Raw genomic sequence first — 16,818 nt, forward strand, 5'->3', positions numbered from 1 at the left:
TATGGAGCCCCCGCCTCCCTGATCCGCAAATCGAGCGGGCCGAACGGACCGAGCCGGTCCGCGCGCCCGCCTTACACGTCTGAATGACCGCCATGAACCTTCGCAACGTCGCCATCATCGCCCACGTCGACCACGGCAAGACCACCCTTGTGGATCAGCTGCTGGCCCAGTCCGGCGTGTTCCGAGCCAATGAGGCGACCACCGAACGCGCCATGGACTCCAACGATCAGGAGAAAGAGCGCGGCATCACCATCCTGGCCAAGGCCACGAGCGTGCTGTGGAACGGCAAGGCGGGCGAGACCCGCATCAACATCATCGACACCCCCGGCCACGCCGACTTCGGCGGCGAGGTGGAGCGCATCCTGGGCATGGTGGACGGCTGCGTCCTGCTGGTTGACGCCGAGGAAGGGGTCATGCCCCAGACCAAATTCGTGCTGACCAAGGCCCTGAAAATGGGCCTGAAGCCGATCCTCTGCATCAACAAGGTCGACCGCGCCCACGCCGATCCTGACCGGGTGCACCTGGAAACCATCGACCTGTTCTCGGCCATCGGCGCCAGCGAGGAGCAGCTGGACTTCCCCCACATCTACGCCTCGGGCCGCGACGGCTGGGCGACCCTGGACCTGAACCAGAAGTCCGACACCCTGGCCCCTCTGTTCGACCTGATCGTCGACCACATCCCCGAGCCGCCCGTCGCCCTGAACGTCGACAAGCCCTTCCAGATGCTGAACGTGCTGATCGAATCCGATCCGTTCCTGGGCCGCCTGCTGACAGGCCGCATCGAGAGCGGCAAGGCCGTACCCGGCATGGCCATCAAGGCCCTGGACCGCGACGGCAAGCAGATCGAACAGGGCCGCATCACCAAGGTGCTGGCCTTCCGCGGCCTGAAGCGCCAGCCGGTTGAAGAGGGCGCCCAGGCCGGCGACATCGTCGCCATCGCCGGCATGTCCAAGGCCACCGTGGCTGACACCCTGTGCGCGCTTGAAGTCACCGAGGCCCTGCCCGCCCAGCCCATCGATCCGCCCACCATCTCCATGACCGTCGCCGTCAACGACAGTCCCCTGGCCGGCCGCGAAGGCGACAAGGTGCAGAGCCGGGTCATCCGCGACCGTCTGCTCAAGGAAGCGGAGTCCAATGTGGCCATCCGCGTCACCCAGACCCCGGGCGCCGACGCCTATGAAGTCGCCGGCCGCGGCGAACTGCAGCTGGGCGTTCTGATCGAGAACATGCGCCGTGAAGGCTTCGAGCTGTCCATCTCCCGCCCCCGGGTGGTCTATCAGACCGGCGAGAACGGCGAACGGCTGGAGCCCATCGAGGACGTGGTCATCGACGTGGACGACGAATATTCCGGCGTGGTCATCGAGAAGCTGTCGGCCCGCAAGGCCGAGCTGAAGGACATGGGTCCGTCCGGCGCCGGCAAGACCCGTATCCAGTTGATGTGCCCCTCGCGCTCGCTGATCGGCTATCAGGGCGAGTTCCTGACTGACACCCGCGGCTCTGGCGTGCTGAACCGGGTGTTCAGCCACTATGAACCCTACAAGGGCGCCATCGAGGGCCGTCTGAAGGGCGTGCTGGTCTCCAACTCCGACGGGGACACGGCGGCCTTCGCCCTGTGGAACCTGGAGGATCGCGGCGTCATGTTCGTGGGCGCGGGCGAAAAGACCTATCAGGGCATGATCATCGGCGAGAACAGCCGGTCCGACGATCTGGACGTGAACCCCATCAAGGGCAAGCAGCTGACCAACGTGCGCGCCTCGGGCAAGGACGAGGCCGTTCGCCTGACCCCGCCGCGCCGTCCGTCGCTGGAACAGGCCATCGCCTATATCGAGAGCGACGAGCTGGTCGAGGTCACGCCCAAGTCCATCCGCCTGCGCAAGCAGGTCCTGAACCCCTCCTTCCGCAAGAAGCGCGTCAAGGACGACTGATCCGGTCCCGCCGCTCCATATCGATCATGAATCGGTCGAATGGGGCGGACTCGGGGTCATTTCCGGGCGCCGGAAACAAAACGAAATCTTCTGTGTTCACTTTTATGCGAGCGCCTGACGGCTCGCGAAACAGGAGATCTCATCATGATCCGCAAGACCGCTCTTCTGACCGGCGTGGCCGGCGCCCTGATGTTCGCCGCCCCTGCTCTGGCGCAGGAAATCCCCACCGACGATCCCATGGCCCAGGCTCCGGTGGAGCAGCCCATGGCTGAACCCGAAGCCAGCGGCTCCGTGGCGCCCGGCGCCGAGGTTCGCGCTGCTGACGGTGCTACGCTTGGCATCCTTGAAGGCGCCGGCGTGGACGCCTCGGGCCAGCAAACCCTGCAAATCCGCACCGCAGACGGCCAACTGCGTGAAGCGCCGATCGACGGCGCCGGTCTGGACGGCGGCGCGGTGGTGCTGGCCTGGACGGCCGCTGAGTTTGAAGCGGCCCCCGCTGTGACGGACGCCACGTCCAATGTTGCGGGCGAGGAACAGGACCTGACCACCCCGGCCGAACCCGCCGAGACCGAGGTTCTTCCTGAAGAAGGCGAGCCGGAATCCGACTGGTAAGCATCGGCTCAAGTCATGAAGAAGGGCGGCTCTTTCGAGCCGCCCTTTTTGCTGTCTGAAGCTCAGTTCTAGCGGCGCTTCACGAGGCCGAGAATGAACAGCAGGATGATCGCGCCGATCGTGGCGACGATGGTCGAGCCGATCCAGCCGCCCCAGGCGAAGCCAAGCGCGTTGGCGACAAAGCCGCCGATCAGGGCGCCGATGATGCCTACAATCAGATTCGTCAGCAGGCCGTGATTGCGGCCCATGATCTGTTCCGCCAGCCAACCGGCGATGATGCCGATAATGATCCAGGCGATCCAACCCATTCCACCCATGTTCGTATCCTTCCGTTGTTAAAACGAGGGTCGGCCTCGTAATGCGCCGACGCGGCCAAGGTTGCCTGATTGCCGCCACATTGCACCCCTGAAAATTGAATCCCTTCTCGCACCACGCGAACCCGGCATGGCCCTTGCGCCAGAAGAGGCGAGCTGTGCCGTAGTGGAACAGCGGCCGCCAAACGAGGAGGGGCTCAAGATGGCCACCGAAATCGATCTTCATCTGGGGCGTCGGCTGCGTCGTCGTCGTCGTCTTCTGGGTCTGACCCAGCAACAGCTTGCTGTTCAGGTCGGCATCCGTTTCCAGCAGATCCAGAAATACGAATGCGGCGCCAACCGGATTTCCGCCGCCCGCTTGTGGCAGCTGGCGGAAGCGCTTGAGACGCCCGTCAGCTATTTCTACGACGGTCTGTCCGAGGCCCTGGAACGCAAGGACGCAGGCGGGCCGGTCAAAGGCAACGGCGAGATGTTCTCCCGCAAGGAGACCATCGACCTGATCCAGGCCTATTACCAGCTTGGCGAGCGTCCGCGACGTCGCCTGCTGGACCTGGCCAAGTCCCTTCACGGCTCGCCGGAGCCAGCCTGATCCTCATAAGATCGTGACGCGTCGGCGGGCGCGCTGTATGCCCGCCCGTCATGACCCCGTACGAAGCTTTCGCCGTCGACCTGGCCCGCGCCGCCGCCGCTGTGACCCTGCCGCTGTTCCGCACGGACTGCGAAGAGGAGGACAAGGGCGGGCCCGGGGCCTTTGACCCCGTGACCCGCGCGGACCGGGACGCCGAAGCCGCGATGAGGCGATTGATCGCCGAGCGTTTTCCCGATCACGGCGTCATCGGGGAGGAGTACGGCGAGGATCGCCCCGACGCGGATCATGTCTGGCTGCTGGACCCCGTGGACGGCACCCGCGCCTTCGTGGCCGGGCTGCCTCTGTGGACCACCCTGATCGCCCTGCGTCATGAAGGACGGCCCGTCATGGGCGTCATCGCCCAGCCGGTGATGGACGAAATTTTCCTGGGCGGCCCCTCGGGCGCGGCGCTGATCAAGACCGGAGAGGCGCCCGCGCCGCTAAGGGTTCGTCCCTGTCCCAGCCTGAACGATGCGGTCATCGCCACGACCGACCCTGACATCTTCAGCGGCGCCGAACTGGGCGCCTGGACCCAGGTGCGGGCCGCGGCGCGGCTCGCCCGGCTGGGCTGCGACGCGTACGCCTACGCCATGGTCGCCGCGGGCCGGATCGATCTGGTGGCCGAGACCAGCCTGAAACCGTGGGACTGGTCCGCGCTGGTTCCGGTGATCGAGGCTGCGGGCGGCAAGGTGGTCAACTGGCGCGGTCATGCGCCGGATGACAAGGGTCAGATTCTGGCCGTTGGCGACGAGGCCCTGATCGATCAGGCGCTGGTGACGCTGAAACGCGCCGCTCTCTAGGCCTGCGCCAGGGCTTCACCCGCAGACGCTTGTGCGCCGCGCGGCGCCAGATAGTCCGCCATGGCGTCGAACTCGCGCAGGAAGGCGGCGCGGCGGTCGTCGGTCTCCATGATGACCTCGTGCAGGGCGCCCTCGACCTCCACATAGCGCCCCCGGCCCAGACGCTTGGCGGCCCAGCGGTTGGTCTGTTTCCAGACCACGTCGTCCTCGCCCGCCTGAACGATGGAAACAGGGACGGACACCCGCTTCAGGGCCTTCGGCTTCAGGGCTCGTTCGCCCACGTCGAAGGCGACCGCCAGCCAGCCCCATGTGGGCCCGCCCAACGCCAGATGCGGGCAGGCGTATAACTGCTGCCGCCAGAGTTCATACCGGCTCTCGTCAGAGGTCAGGGCGTCGGTCTCGAAAGTGTGGTCGAACGGATCGTCCGGATTATCCAGCACATAGTCACCCGCCTTGCCGTGACGCAGGTTCCACTTCACGGCCATCTTCGCCGACCACATGGAGCGCTTGCCGGTGCGGATACGCAGCATGGGGCTGGACAGAAGCGCGCCCGCCAGGCGGCTCTCCCCGGCCTCAAGGGTCAGGAGGTTCAGAGCGCCGCCCATGGAGTGCCCGATGGCGATCCAGGGCCTGGGCAGACGCGCCTCGAACGTGTCCAGAAGGCGGGCGTAGTCGTCCAGAAACTCCTCGACGGCGCGCGCATGGCCCCGCAGACGATCCGGCAACAGGCGCGCGGACAGCCCCTGACCCCGCCAGTCATGGGCCAGGACGCAGAAGCCCCGGGCCAGCAGGTTGCCGATCAGTTCGAAATACTTCTCGATGGGCTCCGTCCGGCCGGGGCTGAGGATGACCGTGCCGCGCGGGGCGTCTTCCACGGACGCGGAAGGGGTCCACAGGGCCGCCCGCAGACGAAGGCCCCCTGCTCCCCGATACCATTCTCCCACGCCGCCGGGCGGCGAGGACGCGCCCGGCACCCCCATCAGGGGTGCGTTTGCGGCGAAGGCCGCTGCGCGATTGACTGCGGGTCCGCTCATTCAGGCTTCCTGAACTTCAGGGTCATGCGGTCGCTTTCGCCGATGGCGTCATAACGGCTGCGATCGAACTCGGGGTCGTCCGGCTCTCCCGGGGGCGCGGTGCGGCTGTTCGGCGGCAGGGTGTCGACGCCGAAAGGATGGTCCTTGGTGTCCTCGGGATTGGCGTTGACCTCGCTGGAGGCCACGAACACGAACCCCGCCTCGGCCGCCAGTTGCTTGACGAAAGCTTCCTGCACATAGCCTGAAGCCGCAGCCGGGTCCTGATCGCCGCCCGAGGCGCCACGATGTTGTTCGATGCCCAGCACACCGCCCGGTTTCAGCGCGGCATAGGCGTCCGCGAAAGCCTTCTCCGCGATTCCCGCCGCCATCCAGGCGTGCAGGCTGCGCAGGAACAGGACCATATCGATGGTTCCCGCGGGCGCCAGCGGGCCGCTGGTGGGTCCGAACGCGGTGATCTGCACATCACCGTAAAGGCGGCGGTCGCTGGCAAAGCGGCCCTCGAACCGGGCCATCACCTGACGCAGGGCCGGATCCGCTTCGGGTCCGATCTCGAACCCGGCGGCATAAAACCTGCCGCCGCCGCGGTTGAGATAGGGGGCGAGGATTTCCGTGTACCATCCCACCCCCGGCCACATCTCGACCACGTGCATGTCGGGCCGGATGCCAAAGAAGGTCAGGGTCTCGACGGGATGGCGCCACTGATCGCGCCCCCGATCCTGAGCCCGCCAGGCCCCTGCCACGGCCCATTCCAGGCTTCCTTCCGGAGCCGGGGGCGGCCCCTCCGCCTCCTCGGCCGTGGGTTCAGGCTCGCTTCTCCGCCCGCAAGCGGAAATCAGCACAAGCCCGGCGACCGCCGCACCGCCGGTCAGAAGCCGCCGGCGCGAGGGAGACATCGCCCGATTCCAGGACCGATCAGCCATAAAATCCATATGCCGCCAGACTCGCGTTCGCCGGCCGCCCCGACACGACCATAGCTCCGGACTTAAAGCGGTTCACCATACCCGTCAAAGCACGCCGTGACGCATGCGCGCCGATCATTCCGGCTTGCGGAAACGCAGGGTCATGCGGTCGCTCTCGCCGATGGCGTCGAAGGCGGCCCGTTCCGCCTGGGTAAGGGTGCGCCCGTCCTGCTCGCCGCGCCGCACGGGCGGCAGTGTCCAGACGCCAAAGGGATGATCCCGGTCATCGGCGGCGTTGGCGTTCAGTTCGCTGCGAGCGTCCAGCTCGAAGCCGGCCGCCTGGGCCGCGCGGATGACGTAGCTTTCCGGGACATAGCCGGTCGAGGCGGTGTCGGCGACGTTCAGGCCCTCCTCGGCCCGGTGCTGCTCTACGGCCAGCACGCCGCCCGGCTTCAGCGCACGGAAGAACTCCGCCATGTAGCGATCAGTCAGGTCGGCGCGGGCCCAGTTGTGGAAGGCGCGGGCCACAAGGATCATATCCGCCGATCCGTCCTCAACGCCAAGCCCAGAGGCGGGGCCGAAATTCACAGCGCGCGCTGACCCGCCGAAAGCGGCCAGTTCCTGCTCCAGCCCGTCCCGGGCCTCGCGGGCGCGATCCGACACCGTCGGCGCCTCCAGGTCGATCCAGGCCGCGACGTATTCGCCGCCGGTGCGCTGGGCGTAGGGAGCCAGGATCTCCGTCCACCATCCCGCGCCGCCGGGTTCTATCTCCACCACCGTCAGCCCGGGCCGCAGGCCCCAGAAGGTCAGGGCCTCGTAGGGACGCCGGTGCTGATCCCGCGCGCTGTTGGCGGGGGCCCGTGTGCCGGAGGCGATGATCTCGGCCAGCACGGCGTCTTCAGCGTGAACCGGTGCGGCGGCGGAGCCGCGGGCCGGCGCATCCGGCGTCTGGGCCAGGGCGACGGGCGCGGTCAGGGCGAGAAGGGCGGCGGCGAGGGTCAGGCTGCGCATGGGCGGTCTCCCGGTGAATGGACGGCGTCTCCGTGGCGCGCACCCTAAAGGCCCCTCGCCCCCGGGCAAGCGGCGTCTGATGAATTCGCATTCAACCCTCTTGCGGCGGATTTCGCCCCTCCTATTTCAGTCTCCGAGAGCGCCGGTTCGCCGGGCTTTCACGGTCGCGGCGGGGCCCATCAGGGACCGCCAGAGGCCGGCACCGTCCGTCCCCGGAAACGGGGCGGTTCAACCTTGCTGTGCATCAGGAGGATTGTAATGCGCACCATCGACTTCACTCCCCTCTACCGTTCCGCCGTGGGCTTCGACCGCATGGCCAATTTGCTGGAAAGCGCCGCGCGCACCGGCGAGCCGGGCGGCTGGCCGCCCTACAACATCGAGACGACGGGCGAGAACGCCTACCGGATCGAGATCGCCGTGGCCGGCTTCAAGCCCGACGAGCTGAACATCGAGGTCAAGGAGAACCTGCTCACCGTCACCGGCCGCCGGACGGCCAATGACGAGAGCGAACGCACCTTCCTGCATCGCGGCCTGGCCGAGCGCGACTTCGAGCGCCGCTTCCAGCTGGCCGACTATGTGGTGGTGACCGAAGCGGGCCTGAACAACGGCCTGCTGACCATCGAGCTGAAGCGCGAATTGCCCGAGGCGCTCAAGCCCCGGCGGATCGAGATCAACACCGGCACGGCCCTGATCGAGGGCAAGGGCAAGAAGGCGGCGTAAGCCGGACTGATCGAAAAAGCCTTGGAAAGGGCGGTCTTCGGGCCGCCCTTTTTTATTCGTGATCCAGCACCAGTCCCCGCACCCCATGCATCTGGGCGGCGAGAAACTCGGCGTGGCGGGTCTGGGCGCCGTGCAGAACCGCGCGGCTGAGATCGGCCTGGACCAGAACGGCCCGGCGCAGGTCTGCGCCTGACAGGTCCGCGCCGCGCAGGTAAGCTCCGGTCAGGTCGGCGGGCAGCAGCCTGTCCTGGGCGATCATCAAGGGTCCCAGCTGAACCTCGCGCAGGTCCGCCCCGGTCAGGCGGGCGCCTTTGAGGCGCGCGCCGCGCATGTCCGCGCCGCGCAGCCTGGCCGACCGCAGGTCCGCGCCCTCCAGCTGGGCGCCCTGCAGCTGCACGCCCTCCATATCAAGACCATAGAACACGGCCCGTTTGGCCGAGAGGCCTGTCAGTGTGAGGCCCCGGATGGTTTTCAGGCTGCGCAGATCCACGTCATCGAACACCGAGGGCTGCCCCTTGGCGCCGCCGGTTTCGCACCAGAGGGCGTGTTCCCGCAGCATGTCGGCGGCGGGCAGTTTGGACACCGGTGAACCCGAGGATTTCTCATCGGTGAGGGCCCCGGTCATATCGGCCCCGTCGGCCCGCCACATGGCGCGCTTGGTGCCGACCAGCACCGCGTCTCGCAGATCCGCCCCCGTAAGGTCGGCCCCGGACAGGTCCGCCCCCGCCAGATCGGCGCCGTTGAAGTTCGCCTGTTTCAGGTTGGCCCGGATCAGCTTGCAGTCTTTCATCACCGCGCCGGAAAAATCAGCTGCGATGGCGATGATGCCGGTCAGCTTGGACCGCTCCAGATTGGCGCCGGACAGATTGGCCCCGGACGCCCGCGCCCGGTCGCGCACCAGATGCTCCACCATGCGGAAGCCCAGCTTGGAATCGGCGGCAGCGATGGCGCCCTCGCGCAGGTCAGCCTCGAACAGGTCCGCACCGGTGAGGTCCGCGCCGCGCAGGCAGGCGCCGCGCAGATCGGCCCGCCGCAGGCTGGCCTCGACCAACAGAGCGTCCTGAAGGTCAGCGCCGAACAGCACCGCATTGTCGAGGCGGGTCCCGGTGAGGTCGCAGCCGCCCATGTCGGCGGCCGAGAAGTCAGCGTCGGTCAGGTTTCGGCCCCTGAGACTGAGGCCCGACAGGTTCATCCAGGTGAATACGGCCCGCGCGCCGCCGGGCTTGGCCTGCCACAGCCGGTCATGCCGGGCGCAGATGGCGTCCAGTTCGGCCTGGGTCAGCCGCCGCCTGTTGGCGGGATCGATGGGAGCGGATTGCGCCGACATGGCGGGACGATGCCTGACCGGCGCTTAAGAAAGAGTTGGAAACCCGGGACTATTCCGTCAGCAGGCCCTGTTCGCGAAGGGCGTCGGCCAACGGTCCGGGGGCAGTCCAAAGGCGCGTGTAACCGGCCTCTCCCAACCGCTTCAGTTCGGTGGCCAGATCGGCCCTCGCCGAGGCGGCGAACTGGCCGTCGAAGCCGTCGCCGGTCTCGCTGATGCGCACCATGGGACGGCCCGATTCCAGGCGGTGCAGATAGCCTTCATACAGGATCGCCGCCTCGTCGCTGAGCACGCCGGTCTCAACCTCGAGCCCTTTGGCCTTGACCCGTTCCACGCCCCGGCCTGCAGCGAAGGGCGACGGGTCCAGGCAGGCGATGACCACTCGTTCGACCCCCGCCTCGATCAGGAATTGCGCGCAAGACGTCCGCCCGGACGAACGCGCCCCGCACGGCTCCATGGTCACATAGGCTGTGGCGCCTTTGGCCTTGTCGCCGGCGGCGGGCACGGCCTGCTCTTCCGCGTGGGGACGGCCGCCAGGCGCGGTGGCGGCCTCGGCGACAACCTGGCCGTCCCTGACCACGACGCAGGCCACGGCCGGATTGGGCCAGGTCTTGCCCATCTGATCCTTCGCGAGGCCCACGGCCCGGCGCATGAATTCCTGATCGCGCGGATCGCTCATGACAGGGCCGGCAGGGGCTGGGCCCTGTCCTCATCCAGATAGCGGGCCGAGACCGGCTTGAGCTCCGCGTCCAGTTCGATGTCCAGCGGATTGCCGGTGGGAATTTCCACCCCCACGATGCGGTCGTCCGGCACATCGAACAGGTGTTTGACGATGGCCCGCAGCGAGTTGCCGTGGGCGGCGACCAGCACGTCCTCGCCCGCCTTCAGGCGCGGGGCGATGGCGCTGTTCCAGTATGGCAGAACCCGCTCCAGCGTGATCTTCAGGCTTTCGGTGTCGGGAATGTCCTGCCCGGCGTAGCGGGGGTCTGTGGTGAAATCGAACTCGCCGCCGGGCGCCAGCGGCGGCGGCGGCGTGTCGTAGCTGCGACGCCAGATCTTGACCTGGTCCTCGCCGTGCTTTTCGGCGGTCTCGGCCTTGTTCAGACCGGTCAGGCCGCCGTAGTGGCGCTCGTTCAGCCGCCAGTCCTCGATCACCGGGACGTCCTTCAGGCCCGCCGCCTCCAGCGCCATCGCGCCCGTGCGCTTCGCCCGGTTCAGCACCGAGGTGAACATGACATCCGGCCTGAAGCCGGCCCTGGCGATCAGTTCGCCGCCGCGCGTGGCCTCGGCCTCACCCTGGTCGGTCAGGTCCACGTCCACCCAGCCGGTGAAGCGGTTCTCCAGGTTCCACTGGCTCTGGCCATGTCGCAGCAGGATCAGTCGGGGCATCGGTGTCTCCAGTTGGATTTGACCGGGTAGGACCGGCGCGGGCGGGGGTCAACCCGCAAGCGCGGCGCAGGGCCGTCCGTTCCCTGCGAGGTTGTGGCGTGCGAAACGGCCCTGCTATAGCGGAGCCATGTGGAACCGACTGTTCTTTCCCCTGATGGCGCTGATCGCAGTCGCCATGGTCGCCCTGGCGCTGAACTGGCCCGAGGGCGAAGCGGGCCGGGGTATGACGTCGGTCCCCGCCGACGACCCGCGGGCGACGCCTGCGAGCTGACGACGCACGAGGGATGCATGCTGACACCCCGTCCTGGCCTGGCTCCCGACACCAATGACGACGAGACCCAAGCCCTGGTGAAGCCTACGGGGTTCCGCGAATACGACGCCCGCTGGATTCTGGGGACCGAGATCAACCTCCCGGGTTTACGGACGCTGGGTCTGGGGTTGGCGACCTATGCCCACGAGATCGGGGTGCAGCCGCGCATCGTGGTGGGCCACGACTTCCGCTCGTATTCGGAGGAGGTCAAACAGGCCCTGACGCGGGGGCTTATGCAGGGCGGCATGGAGGTGCTGGACATCGGTCTGGGCCTGTCGCCCATGGCCTATTTCGCCCAGTTCGCGCTGGACGCCCCTTGTGTCGCCATGGTCACGGCCAGCCACAACGAGAACGGCTGGACCGGCGTGAAAATGGGCGCCGAACCGCCCCTGACCTTCGGGCCCGAGGAGATGGGAAGGCTCAAGGCCCTCGTGATGAACGGCGAAGGCGTCGCCCGCCCGGGCGGGCGACTGGAACGGGTCGAGGACTTCCGCGAGCGGTATCTGGAGGAGGTCGCCGCCGGAGTGAAACTGACCCGCCCCCTCAAGGTGGTGGTCGCCTGCGGCAACGGCACGGCCGGCGCCTTCGCGCCCGAAGCCCTGCGCCGCATGGGCGCCCAGGTCATCGAGATGGACTGCGACCTCGACTGGACGTTCCCCCGGTACAACCCCAACCCCGAGGACCGCGCCATGCTGGCCGAGATGTCCCGGCGGGTGAAGGAAACGGGCGCCGATCTGGCGGTGGGCTTCGACGGCGACGGGGACCGCTGCGGCGTGGTGGATGACACCGGTCAGGAAGTCTTCGCCGACAAGATCGGCCTGATGCTGGCCCGCGACCTGTCAGCCCTTCGTGAAAACGCCACCTTCGTGGTCGATGTGAAGTCCACGGGGCTCTACAAGACCGACCCCGTCCTGGCGGAGAACGGCGCGACTACAGTCTACTGGAGGACTGGCCACAGCCACATCAAGCGCAGGATCTCCGAACTCAAAGCCCTGGCCGGGTTCGAGAAGTCGGGGCACTTCTTTTTCAATGCGCCCATCGGGCGTGGCTATGACGACGGCATCGCGGCGGCGGGCGCGGTGCTGGCGATGTTGGACCGCAATCCCGGCAAGCGGTTGTCAGAGCTGAAGACCGCCCTGCCGGACGCCTTCACCTCCCTGACCATGAGCCCGCACTGCGCCGACGAGGCCAAGTACGCGGTGGTGGAGGCCGTGATCCAGGACTATCTGGCCCTGCTTGCTGCGGGCGGCGAAATTCTTGGCCGCAAGGTGGTGGACGTCCTCACCGTCAACGGCGCGCGGGTGCATCTGGAGGACGGTTCCTGGATGCTGGTGCGCGCCTCGTCCAACAAGCCGGAACTGGTGGTGGCGGTGGAAAGTCTGCGGTCAGAGAGCGACATGCGCGACCTGTTCCACAAGGAAGTGAAACCGCGTCTGGCCGCCTATGCCGCTGTCGGCGCTTACAACCAGGAAATCTAGAGCAGGGTCAGCAAACCGATCAGGCCCAGCGCCAGCACGACCAGCAAGGCCAGCGACAAAACGGCGGCAAGGGCCACGCGAGGGCCGGATCTCAGCACCGCCCGCAGGTCCGTGGTCAGGCCCAGCGCCGCCATGGCGATCACCGTCAGAACGCCCGCCACGGCCGTGATCGGCCCGATCAGCGCCTCGGGGATCAGGCCGAAGGACCGCAGGGCCGCCATGGCGATAAAACCGAGGATGAACCACGGGATCAGGCGGGCCAGAGCGGGCTTGGGACCCGCCCGGTCACGCGAGGTCAGGGCCAGCACGATGCACACCGGCCCCAACATCAGCACGCGGGTCAGCTTGACCAGCGTGCCCACTTGCGCGGCCGCGAGACCCATGGGCGCCACAGCCGCAAGCACCTGCGGCACCGCATAGACCGTCAGCCCCGCCAGCACGCCCGCATCGGTGATCGACAGACCCATCAGCTCCGCGAGCACCGGCAGAAACAGCACCATGCCGACGCCCAGAACGGCGGTGAAGCCGATGGCCGCGGAGACCTCCTCGCCTTTCGCGCCGATCACGGGCGCCACGGCGACGATGGCGGAGTTGCCGCAGATGCCGTTGCCGCAGGCCACCAGCAGGGCGGCGTTGCGGGTCAGGCCGCACCAGCGGCCCAGCCAGTAGCCTCCTGTCACCCCGACAGCGACCACTACCACGATGCCCAGCAGCAGCGCCGGCCCCATGGCCGCGAGGGCCGGAGCGCTGAGCGAGGCGCCCAGCAGAACCACCGCCACCTCCAGCAGGAACCCCGCACTGAACGAAACACCCGCCCGGAACGCTTCGGGCGGCGGCCACAGGGTCCGCACGCTCGCACCGATCAGGATCGCCAGCACCAGACCTTCCAGCCAGATGCGGTCGAATACCCGCGTCTCGAAGGTCTGCAGCCCCATGGCCACGGCCGCGACGGCGAGGCTGAGGGCAACGCCGGGCGCGAGCGCGGAAATCCGGTCCATGGAGGATTGAAAGGTCATGGCGCGGGGGCCGTCAGCCCGCCGCCTTGACCGCCTCGGCGATGTCATCGACCACCGCGTCCACCAGTTTGGCGTCGTCGCCCTCGGCCATAATGCGGATCAGAGGCTCGGTGCCTGAAGCGCGTACAACCACCCGGCCGGAGCCGTTCAGGCGCGTCTCCCCGGCGGCGATCGCGTCGGTCACACCCTTGTCTGCAAGGGGGGCGCCGCCGGAATGGCGCACGTTCTTGAGTTTCTGGGGCACAGGCTCGAACTGGGCGGCCAGTTCGCTCATGGGCTTGCCGGACTCCACCATCACCGCCAGCACCTGAAGGGCGGCGATCAGGCCGTCGCCGGTGGTGGCGTGACGGCTGAGGATCAGGTGGCCGGATTGCTCGCCACCCACATTGAAGCCGCCCTCGCGCATGCGCTCCATGACATAACGGTCGCCGACCTGGGTGCGGTCCAGCGTCAGACCGTCGGCCTTGAGGACGCGCTCCAGGCCCAGATTGGACATGACCGTGGCGACGATGCCGCCCCCGGTCAGAATGCCCCGCTTTGCCCAGTCGCGGGCGATCAGGGCCATGATCTGATCACCGTCGATGACCCGGCCCTTCTCGTCGCACAGGGCCAGTCGGTCCGCGTCGCCGTCCAGGGCGATGCCGATGTCGGCGCCGTAGCGCCTCACTGCTTCGGACAAGGTGCGCGGATGGGTCGAACCGCATTCTGCGTTGATGTTCAGGCCGTTCGGCTCCACGCCAACCGGGAAGACATCTGCGCCCAGTTCATACAGCGTGGTGGGCGCCACGCGGTAGCCGGCGCCGTTGGCGCAGTCCACGGCGACGCGCAGGCCGTTCAGGTTCAACTTTCGCGGAAACGTCGCCTTGGCGATCTCCACGTACCGGGCCTGGGCGTCGTCGATGCGTTTGACCCTGCCCAGCGCATCCGCGTCGGCCAGCCCCTGACCCAGATCTTCATGCATGAGGGCCTCTATCTTCAGCTCCATCTCGTCAGACAGCTTGTAGCCGTCAGGGCCGAACAGCTTGATGCCGTTGTCGGCGAAGCTGTTGTGCGAGGCCGAGATCATCACCCCCAGGTCGGCGCGCATGGAGCGGGTCATCATGGCCACGCCTGGGGTCGGCAGGGGACCGAAGGTGCGGACGTCCATGCCGACACTGGCGAAACCGGCCACCAGTGCGGGTTCGATCATGTAGCCGGACAGGCGCGTATCCTTGCCGATCACCACCAGGTGACGGCGGTCGTCGCCGGACATGAACAGCTTGCCCGCCGCCAGGCCGACGCGCAGCGCCACCTCCGCGGTCATGGGGTGATTATTGGCGCGGCCGCGGATGCCGTCTGTGCCGAAGTAGCGTCGCTTGCTCACGATCCCTCCCGAGTCCGCCGGGAAATCTGGCGAAACTTCATTTTAGTGTGGCGAACACGACGCTTCCGTTAAAGCCGGTCGGATGATGCTCGCGCTTGAGTGCGGGCTTAACGCCGGGCGCGGCCTGTGCCAAGCAGCCTGAAATCTTCCGGCCCAGGAGAACTGTCAGACCATGTGCGGAATCATTGGCGTGACCGGCGCGGCCCAGGTGGCCCCCCTGCTGATCGACAGCCTCAAGCGGCTGGAATACCGGGGCTATGATTCCGCGGGGGTCGCGGCTCTGGTCGACGGCCGCATCGAGCGACGCCGCGCCAAGGGCAAGATCCGGGAGCTGGAGGCCGTGCTGAACGGCGCACCCCTGAAATCCGTCGTCGGCATCGGCCATACCCGCTGGGCCACCCATGGCCCGCCCACCGAGCCCAACGCCCACCCGCACAAGGCCGGGCGTGTCGCGGTGGTGCATAATGGCATCATCGAGAATTTCGCGGAACTGAAGGCAGAACTGGAGGCCGCGGGCCGGGTGTTCGAGAGTCAGACCGACACGGAGGTCGTCGCGCACATGATCGACGCCCGACTGGAGGCGGGCGACGAGCCCATGACCGCTTTCAAGACCGTGCTGGACCGGCTGACGGGGGCCTATGCCCTGGGCGTGCTGATCGAGGGGCGCGACGACCTGATCCTGGGCGCGCGCAAGGGCAGCCCACTTGTGGTCGGTTGGGGCGAGGGCGAGATGTATCTGGGCTCCGACGCCCTGGCCGTGGGCCCCTTCACCCAGAAAATCAGCTATCTGGAAGAAGGCGATTACGTGGCTCTGACGCGGGGCGGCGCCGACATCCGCGACGAGCAGGGCCGCAAGGCGAACCGCCCGGTGGTCGTCGTCTCCGCCTCGGCCGCCATGGTCGAGAAGGGCGAATATCGCCACTTCATGGAAAAGGAGATTCACGAGCAGCCCGACAGCGTCCAGCACACCCTTTCGGCCTATCTGGATCTGGTGGCCCAAAAGGTGAAGCCGCAGGACGCCATTGATCTGACGAAGATCAGCCGCATCCAGATCGTGGCCTGCGGCACCGCCTTCTACGCCGGCGAGATCGCCCGCTACGCCTTCGAGCGCCTGGCGGGCGTGCCCTGCGACGTGGAGATCGCCTCGGAGTTCCGCTACCGCAGCCCGGCCCTGACCCCCGGCACCCTGGTGGTGGCCGTCAGCCAGTCCGGCGAGACCGCCGACACTCTGGCCAGCCTGACCTGGTGCAAGGCGCAGGGATTTGACACCGCCGCGGTCGTCAATGTCCACACCTCGTCCATGGCGCGGGAAGCGGCGGCCATGTGGCCCACCTGGGCGGGCCCCGAGATCGGCGTCGCCTCCACCAAGGCGTTCACCGCCCAGGTGGCGGCGCTTCTGTCTTTGGCCCTGGCTGCGGGCGTGGCCCGGGGGCGGGTGGCGCCTGACGAGGAAGCGCGTCTGGTCAAGACCCTGTTCGAGGCCCCGCGCCTGATCGCCGAAACCCTGCAAGCTGACGACGACATCAGGGCCGTGGCGCACGACCTGTCCAAGGCGTCGGACGTCCTGTTCCTGGGCCGGGGCGCCATGTTCCCGCTGGCCATGGAAGGGGCGCTGAAGCTGAAGGAGATCAGCTACATCCACGCCGAGGGCTACGCCGCAGGCGAACTCAAGCACGGGCCAATCGCCCTGGTGGACGAGGAGACGCCCATCATCGCGCTCGCTCCGTTGGACGAGGTCTTTGAAAAGACGGCCTCAAATCTGCAGGAAGTGGCGGCGCGGGGCGGACCGGTGGTGATGATCACGGCCAGGGACGCCCCCTCGCCTCACGGCGCGACAGTGCGGCGGATCGAGATCCCACCCTGCGATCCCTTCATCGCGCCTCTGGTCTATGCGGTCCCTGTGCAACTGCTGGCCTACTACACCGCCGTGCAGAAGGGCACGGACGTGGATCAGCCACGCAACCTGGCCAAGTCTGTCACCGTCGAATAGGTGGA

General features: G+C 67.6%; 17 protein-coding genes. 8 read left to right on the plus strand and 9 right to left on the minus strand.

The window, feature by feature from the left end:
* Window positions 1-92: 92 nt before the first annotated feature.
* Entirely contained in the window at window positions 93-1,925 is a 1,833-nt protein-coding gene (typA, locus tag ACK4FB_RS04780) for a translational GTPase TypA (protein WP_409748422.1), read from the plus strand.
* A 144-nt stretch (window positions 1,926-2,069) separates the two neighbouring features.
* The gene (locus ACK4FB_RS04785; protein WP_409748426.1) at window positions 2,070-2,537 is read left to right on the plus strand and encodes a superoxide dismutase; all 468 of its coding nucleotides are present in this window, start codon (window positions 2,070-2,072) and stop codon (window positions 2,535-2,537) included.
* Window positions 2,538-2,605: 68 nt separating this feature from the next.
* Here ACK4FB_RS04785 and ACK4FB_RS04790 read toward each other — a convergent pair whose 3' ends face one another.
* Window positions 2,606-2,854 (minus strand): GlsB/YeaQ/YmgE family stress response membrane protein, encoded by a 249-nt coding sequence (locus ACK4FB_RS04790; RefSeq protein ID WP_409748429.1) that lies wholly within the window; start codon window positions 2,852-2,854, stop codon window positions 2,606-2,608.
* Between the two features lie 199 nt (window positions 2,855-3,053).
* Here ACK4FB_RS04790 and ACK4FB_RS04795 point away from each other — a divergent pair, with 199 nt between their 5' ends.
* Window positions 3,054-3,440 carry a helix-turn-helix domain-containing protein gene (locus ACK4FB_RS04795; RefSeq protein ID WP_409748432.1) on the plus strand — a complete coding sequence of 129 codons (387 nt, stop codon included), beginning with the start codon at window positions 3,054-3,056 and terminating at the stop codon, window positions 3,438-3,440.
* A 50-nt stretch (window positions 3,441-3,490) separates the two neighbouring features.
* A complete protein-coding gene (gene hisN / locus ACK4FB_RS04800) occupies window positions 3,491-4,279 on the plus strand; it encodes a histidinol-phosphatase (RefSeq protein WP_409748435.1) in 789 nt (262 codons plus the stop codon).
* Here the strand turns inward: hisN and ACK4FB_RS04805 are convergent.
* The 3 genes from ACK4FB_RS04805 to ACK4FB_RS04815 all read right to left on the minus strand — a co-directional run bounded on the left by ACK4FB_RS04805 (window position 4,276) and on the right by ACK4FB_RS04815 (window position 7,223).
* Window positions 4,276-5,313, minus strand: coding sequence for an alpha/beta fold hydrolase (locus ACK4FB_RS04805; protein ID WP_409748438.1), 1,038 nt, complete (start codon window positions 5,311-5,313; stop codon window positions 4,276-4,278). The two genes, hisN and ACK4FB_RS04805, sit on opposite strands and share 4 nt — an antisense overlap.
* Window positions 5,310-6,206, minus strand: coding sequence for a class I SAM-dependent methyltransferase (locus tag ACK4FB_RS04810; protein ID WP_409748441.1), 897 nt, complete (start codon window positions 6,204-6,206; stop codon window positions 5,310-5,312). The genes ACK4FB_RS04805 and ACK4FB_RS04810 overlap by 4 nt, the downstream gene beginning before the upstream one ends.
* 141 nt (window positions 6,207-6,347) lie before the next feature.
* Window positions 6,348-7,223 carry a class I SAM-dependent methyltransferase gene (locus ACK4FB_RS04815; RefSeq protein ID WP_409748443.1) on the minus strand — a complete coding sequence of 292 codons (876 nt, stop codon included), beginning with the start codon at window positions 7,221-7,223 and terminating at the stop codon, window positions 6,348-6,350.
* A gap of 258 nt (window positions 7,224-7,481) precedes the next feature.
* Here ACK4FB_RS04815 and ACK4FB_RS04820 point away from each other — a divergent pair, with 258 nt between their 5' ends.
* Entirely contained in the window at window positions 7,482-7,943 is a 462-nt protein-coding gene (locus ACK4FB_RS04820; protein ID WP_409748446.1) for an Hsp20 family protein, read from the plus strand.
* Window positions 7,944-7,995: 52 nt separating this feature from the next.
* On the opposite strand, the gene ACK4FB_RS04825 is transcribed toward ACK4FB_RS04820, so the two are convergent.
* The 3 genes from ACK4FB_RS04825 to gpmA are packed head-to-tail and all read right to left on the minus strand — an operon-like array spanning window position 7,996 to window position 10,656.
* The gene (locus ACK4FB_RS04825; protein ID WP_409748449.1) at window positions 7,996-9,270 is read right to left on the minus strand and encodes a pentapeptide repeat-containing protein; all 1,275 of its coding nucleotides are present in this window, start codon (window positions 9,268-9,270) and stop codon (window positions 7,996-7,998) included.
* A 49-nt stretch (window positions 9,271-9,319) separates the two neighbouring features.
* Window positions 9,320-9,946, minus strand: a complete 627-nt coding sequence (gene ribD, locus ACK4FB_RS04830; RefSeq protein WP_409748452.1) for a bifunctional diaminohydroxyphosphoribosylaminopyrimidine deaminase/5-amino-6-(5-phosphoribosylamino)uracil reductase RibD — start codon at window positions 9,944-9,946, stop codon at window positions 9,320-9,322.
* Window positions 9,943-10,656, minus strand: a complete 714-nt coding sequence (gene gpmA / locus ACK4FB_RS04835) for a 2,3-diphosphoglycerate-dependent phosphoglycerate mutase (protein ID WP_409748455.1) — start codon at window positions 10,654-10,656, stop codon at window positions 9,943-9,945. Before gpmA ends, ribD begins: the two co-directional genes overlap by 4 nt.
* A gap of 127 nt (window positions 10,657-10,783) precedes the next feature.
* On the opposite strand from gpmA, the gene ACK4FB_RS04840 reads away from it, so the two are divergent.
* Window positions 10,784-10,927, plus strand: coding sequence for a hypothetical protein (locus ACK4FB_RS04840; protein ID WP_409748457.1), 144 nt, complete (start codon window positions 10,784-10,786; stop codon window positions 10,925-10,927).
* Window positions 10,928-10,944: 17 nt separating this feature from the next.
* Window positions 10,945-12,444, plus strand: a complete 1,500-nt coding sequence (locus ACK4FB_RS04845) for a phosphomannomutase/phosphoglucomutase (protein ID WP_409748460.1) — start codon at window positions 10,945-10,947, stop codon at window positions 12,442-12,444.
* On the opposite strand, the gene ACK4FB_RS04850 is transcribed toward ACK4FB_RS04845, so the two are convergent.
* Window positions 12,441-13,460 (minus strand): YeiH family protein, encoded by a 1,020-nt coding sequence (locus ACK4FB_RS04850; RefSeq protein ID WP_409748463.1) that lies wholly within the window; start codon window positions 13,458-13,460, stop codon window positions 12,441-12,443. The two genes, ACK4FB_RS04845 and ACK4FB_RS04850, sit on opposite strands and share 4 nt — an antisense overlap.
* Window positions 13,461-13,473: 13 nt before the next feature.
* Window positions 13,474-14,823 carry a phosphoglucosamine mutase gene (glmM, locus tag ACK4FB_RS04855; protein WP_409748466.1) on the minus strand — a complete coding sequence of 450 codons (1,350 nt, stop codon included), beginning with the start codon at window positions 14,821-14,823 and terminating at the stop codon, window positions 13,474-13,476.
* Between the two features lie 172 nt (window positions 14,824-14,995).
* On the opposite strand from glmM, the gene glmS reads away from it, so the two are divergent.
* Window positions 14,996-16,813 carry a glutamine--fructose-6-phosphate transaminase (isomerizing) gene (glmS, locus tag ACK4FB_RS04860; protein ID WP_409748469.1) on the plus strand — a complete coding sequence of 606 codons (1,818 nt, stop codon included), beginning with the start codon at window positions 14,996-14,998 and terminating at the stop codon, window positions 16,811-16,813.
* The last annotated feature ends 5 nt before the right edge of the window (window positions 16,814-16,818 follow it).

This window comes from Brevundimonas sp. (assembly GCF_046299535.1).
Taxonomy (GTDB): Bacteria; Pseudomonadota; Alphaproteobacteria; order Caulobacterales; family Caulobacteraceae; genus Brevundimonas.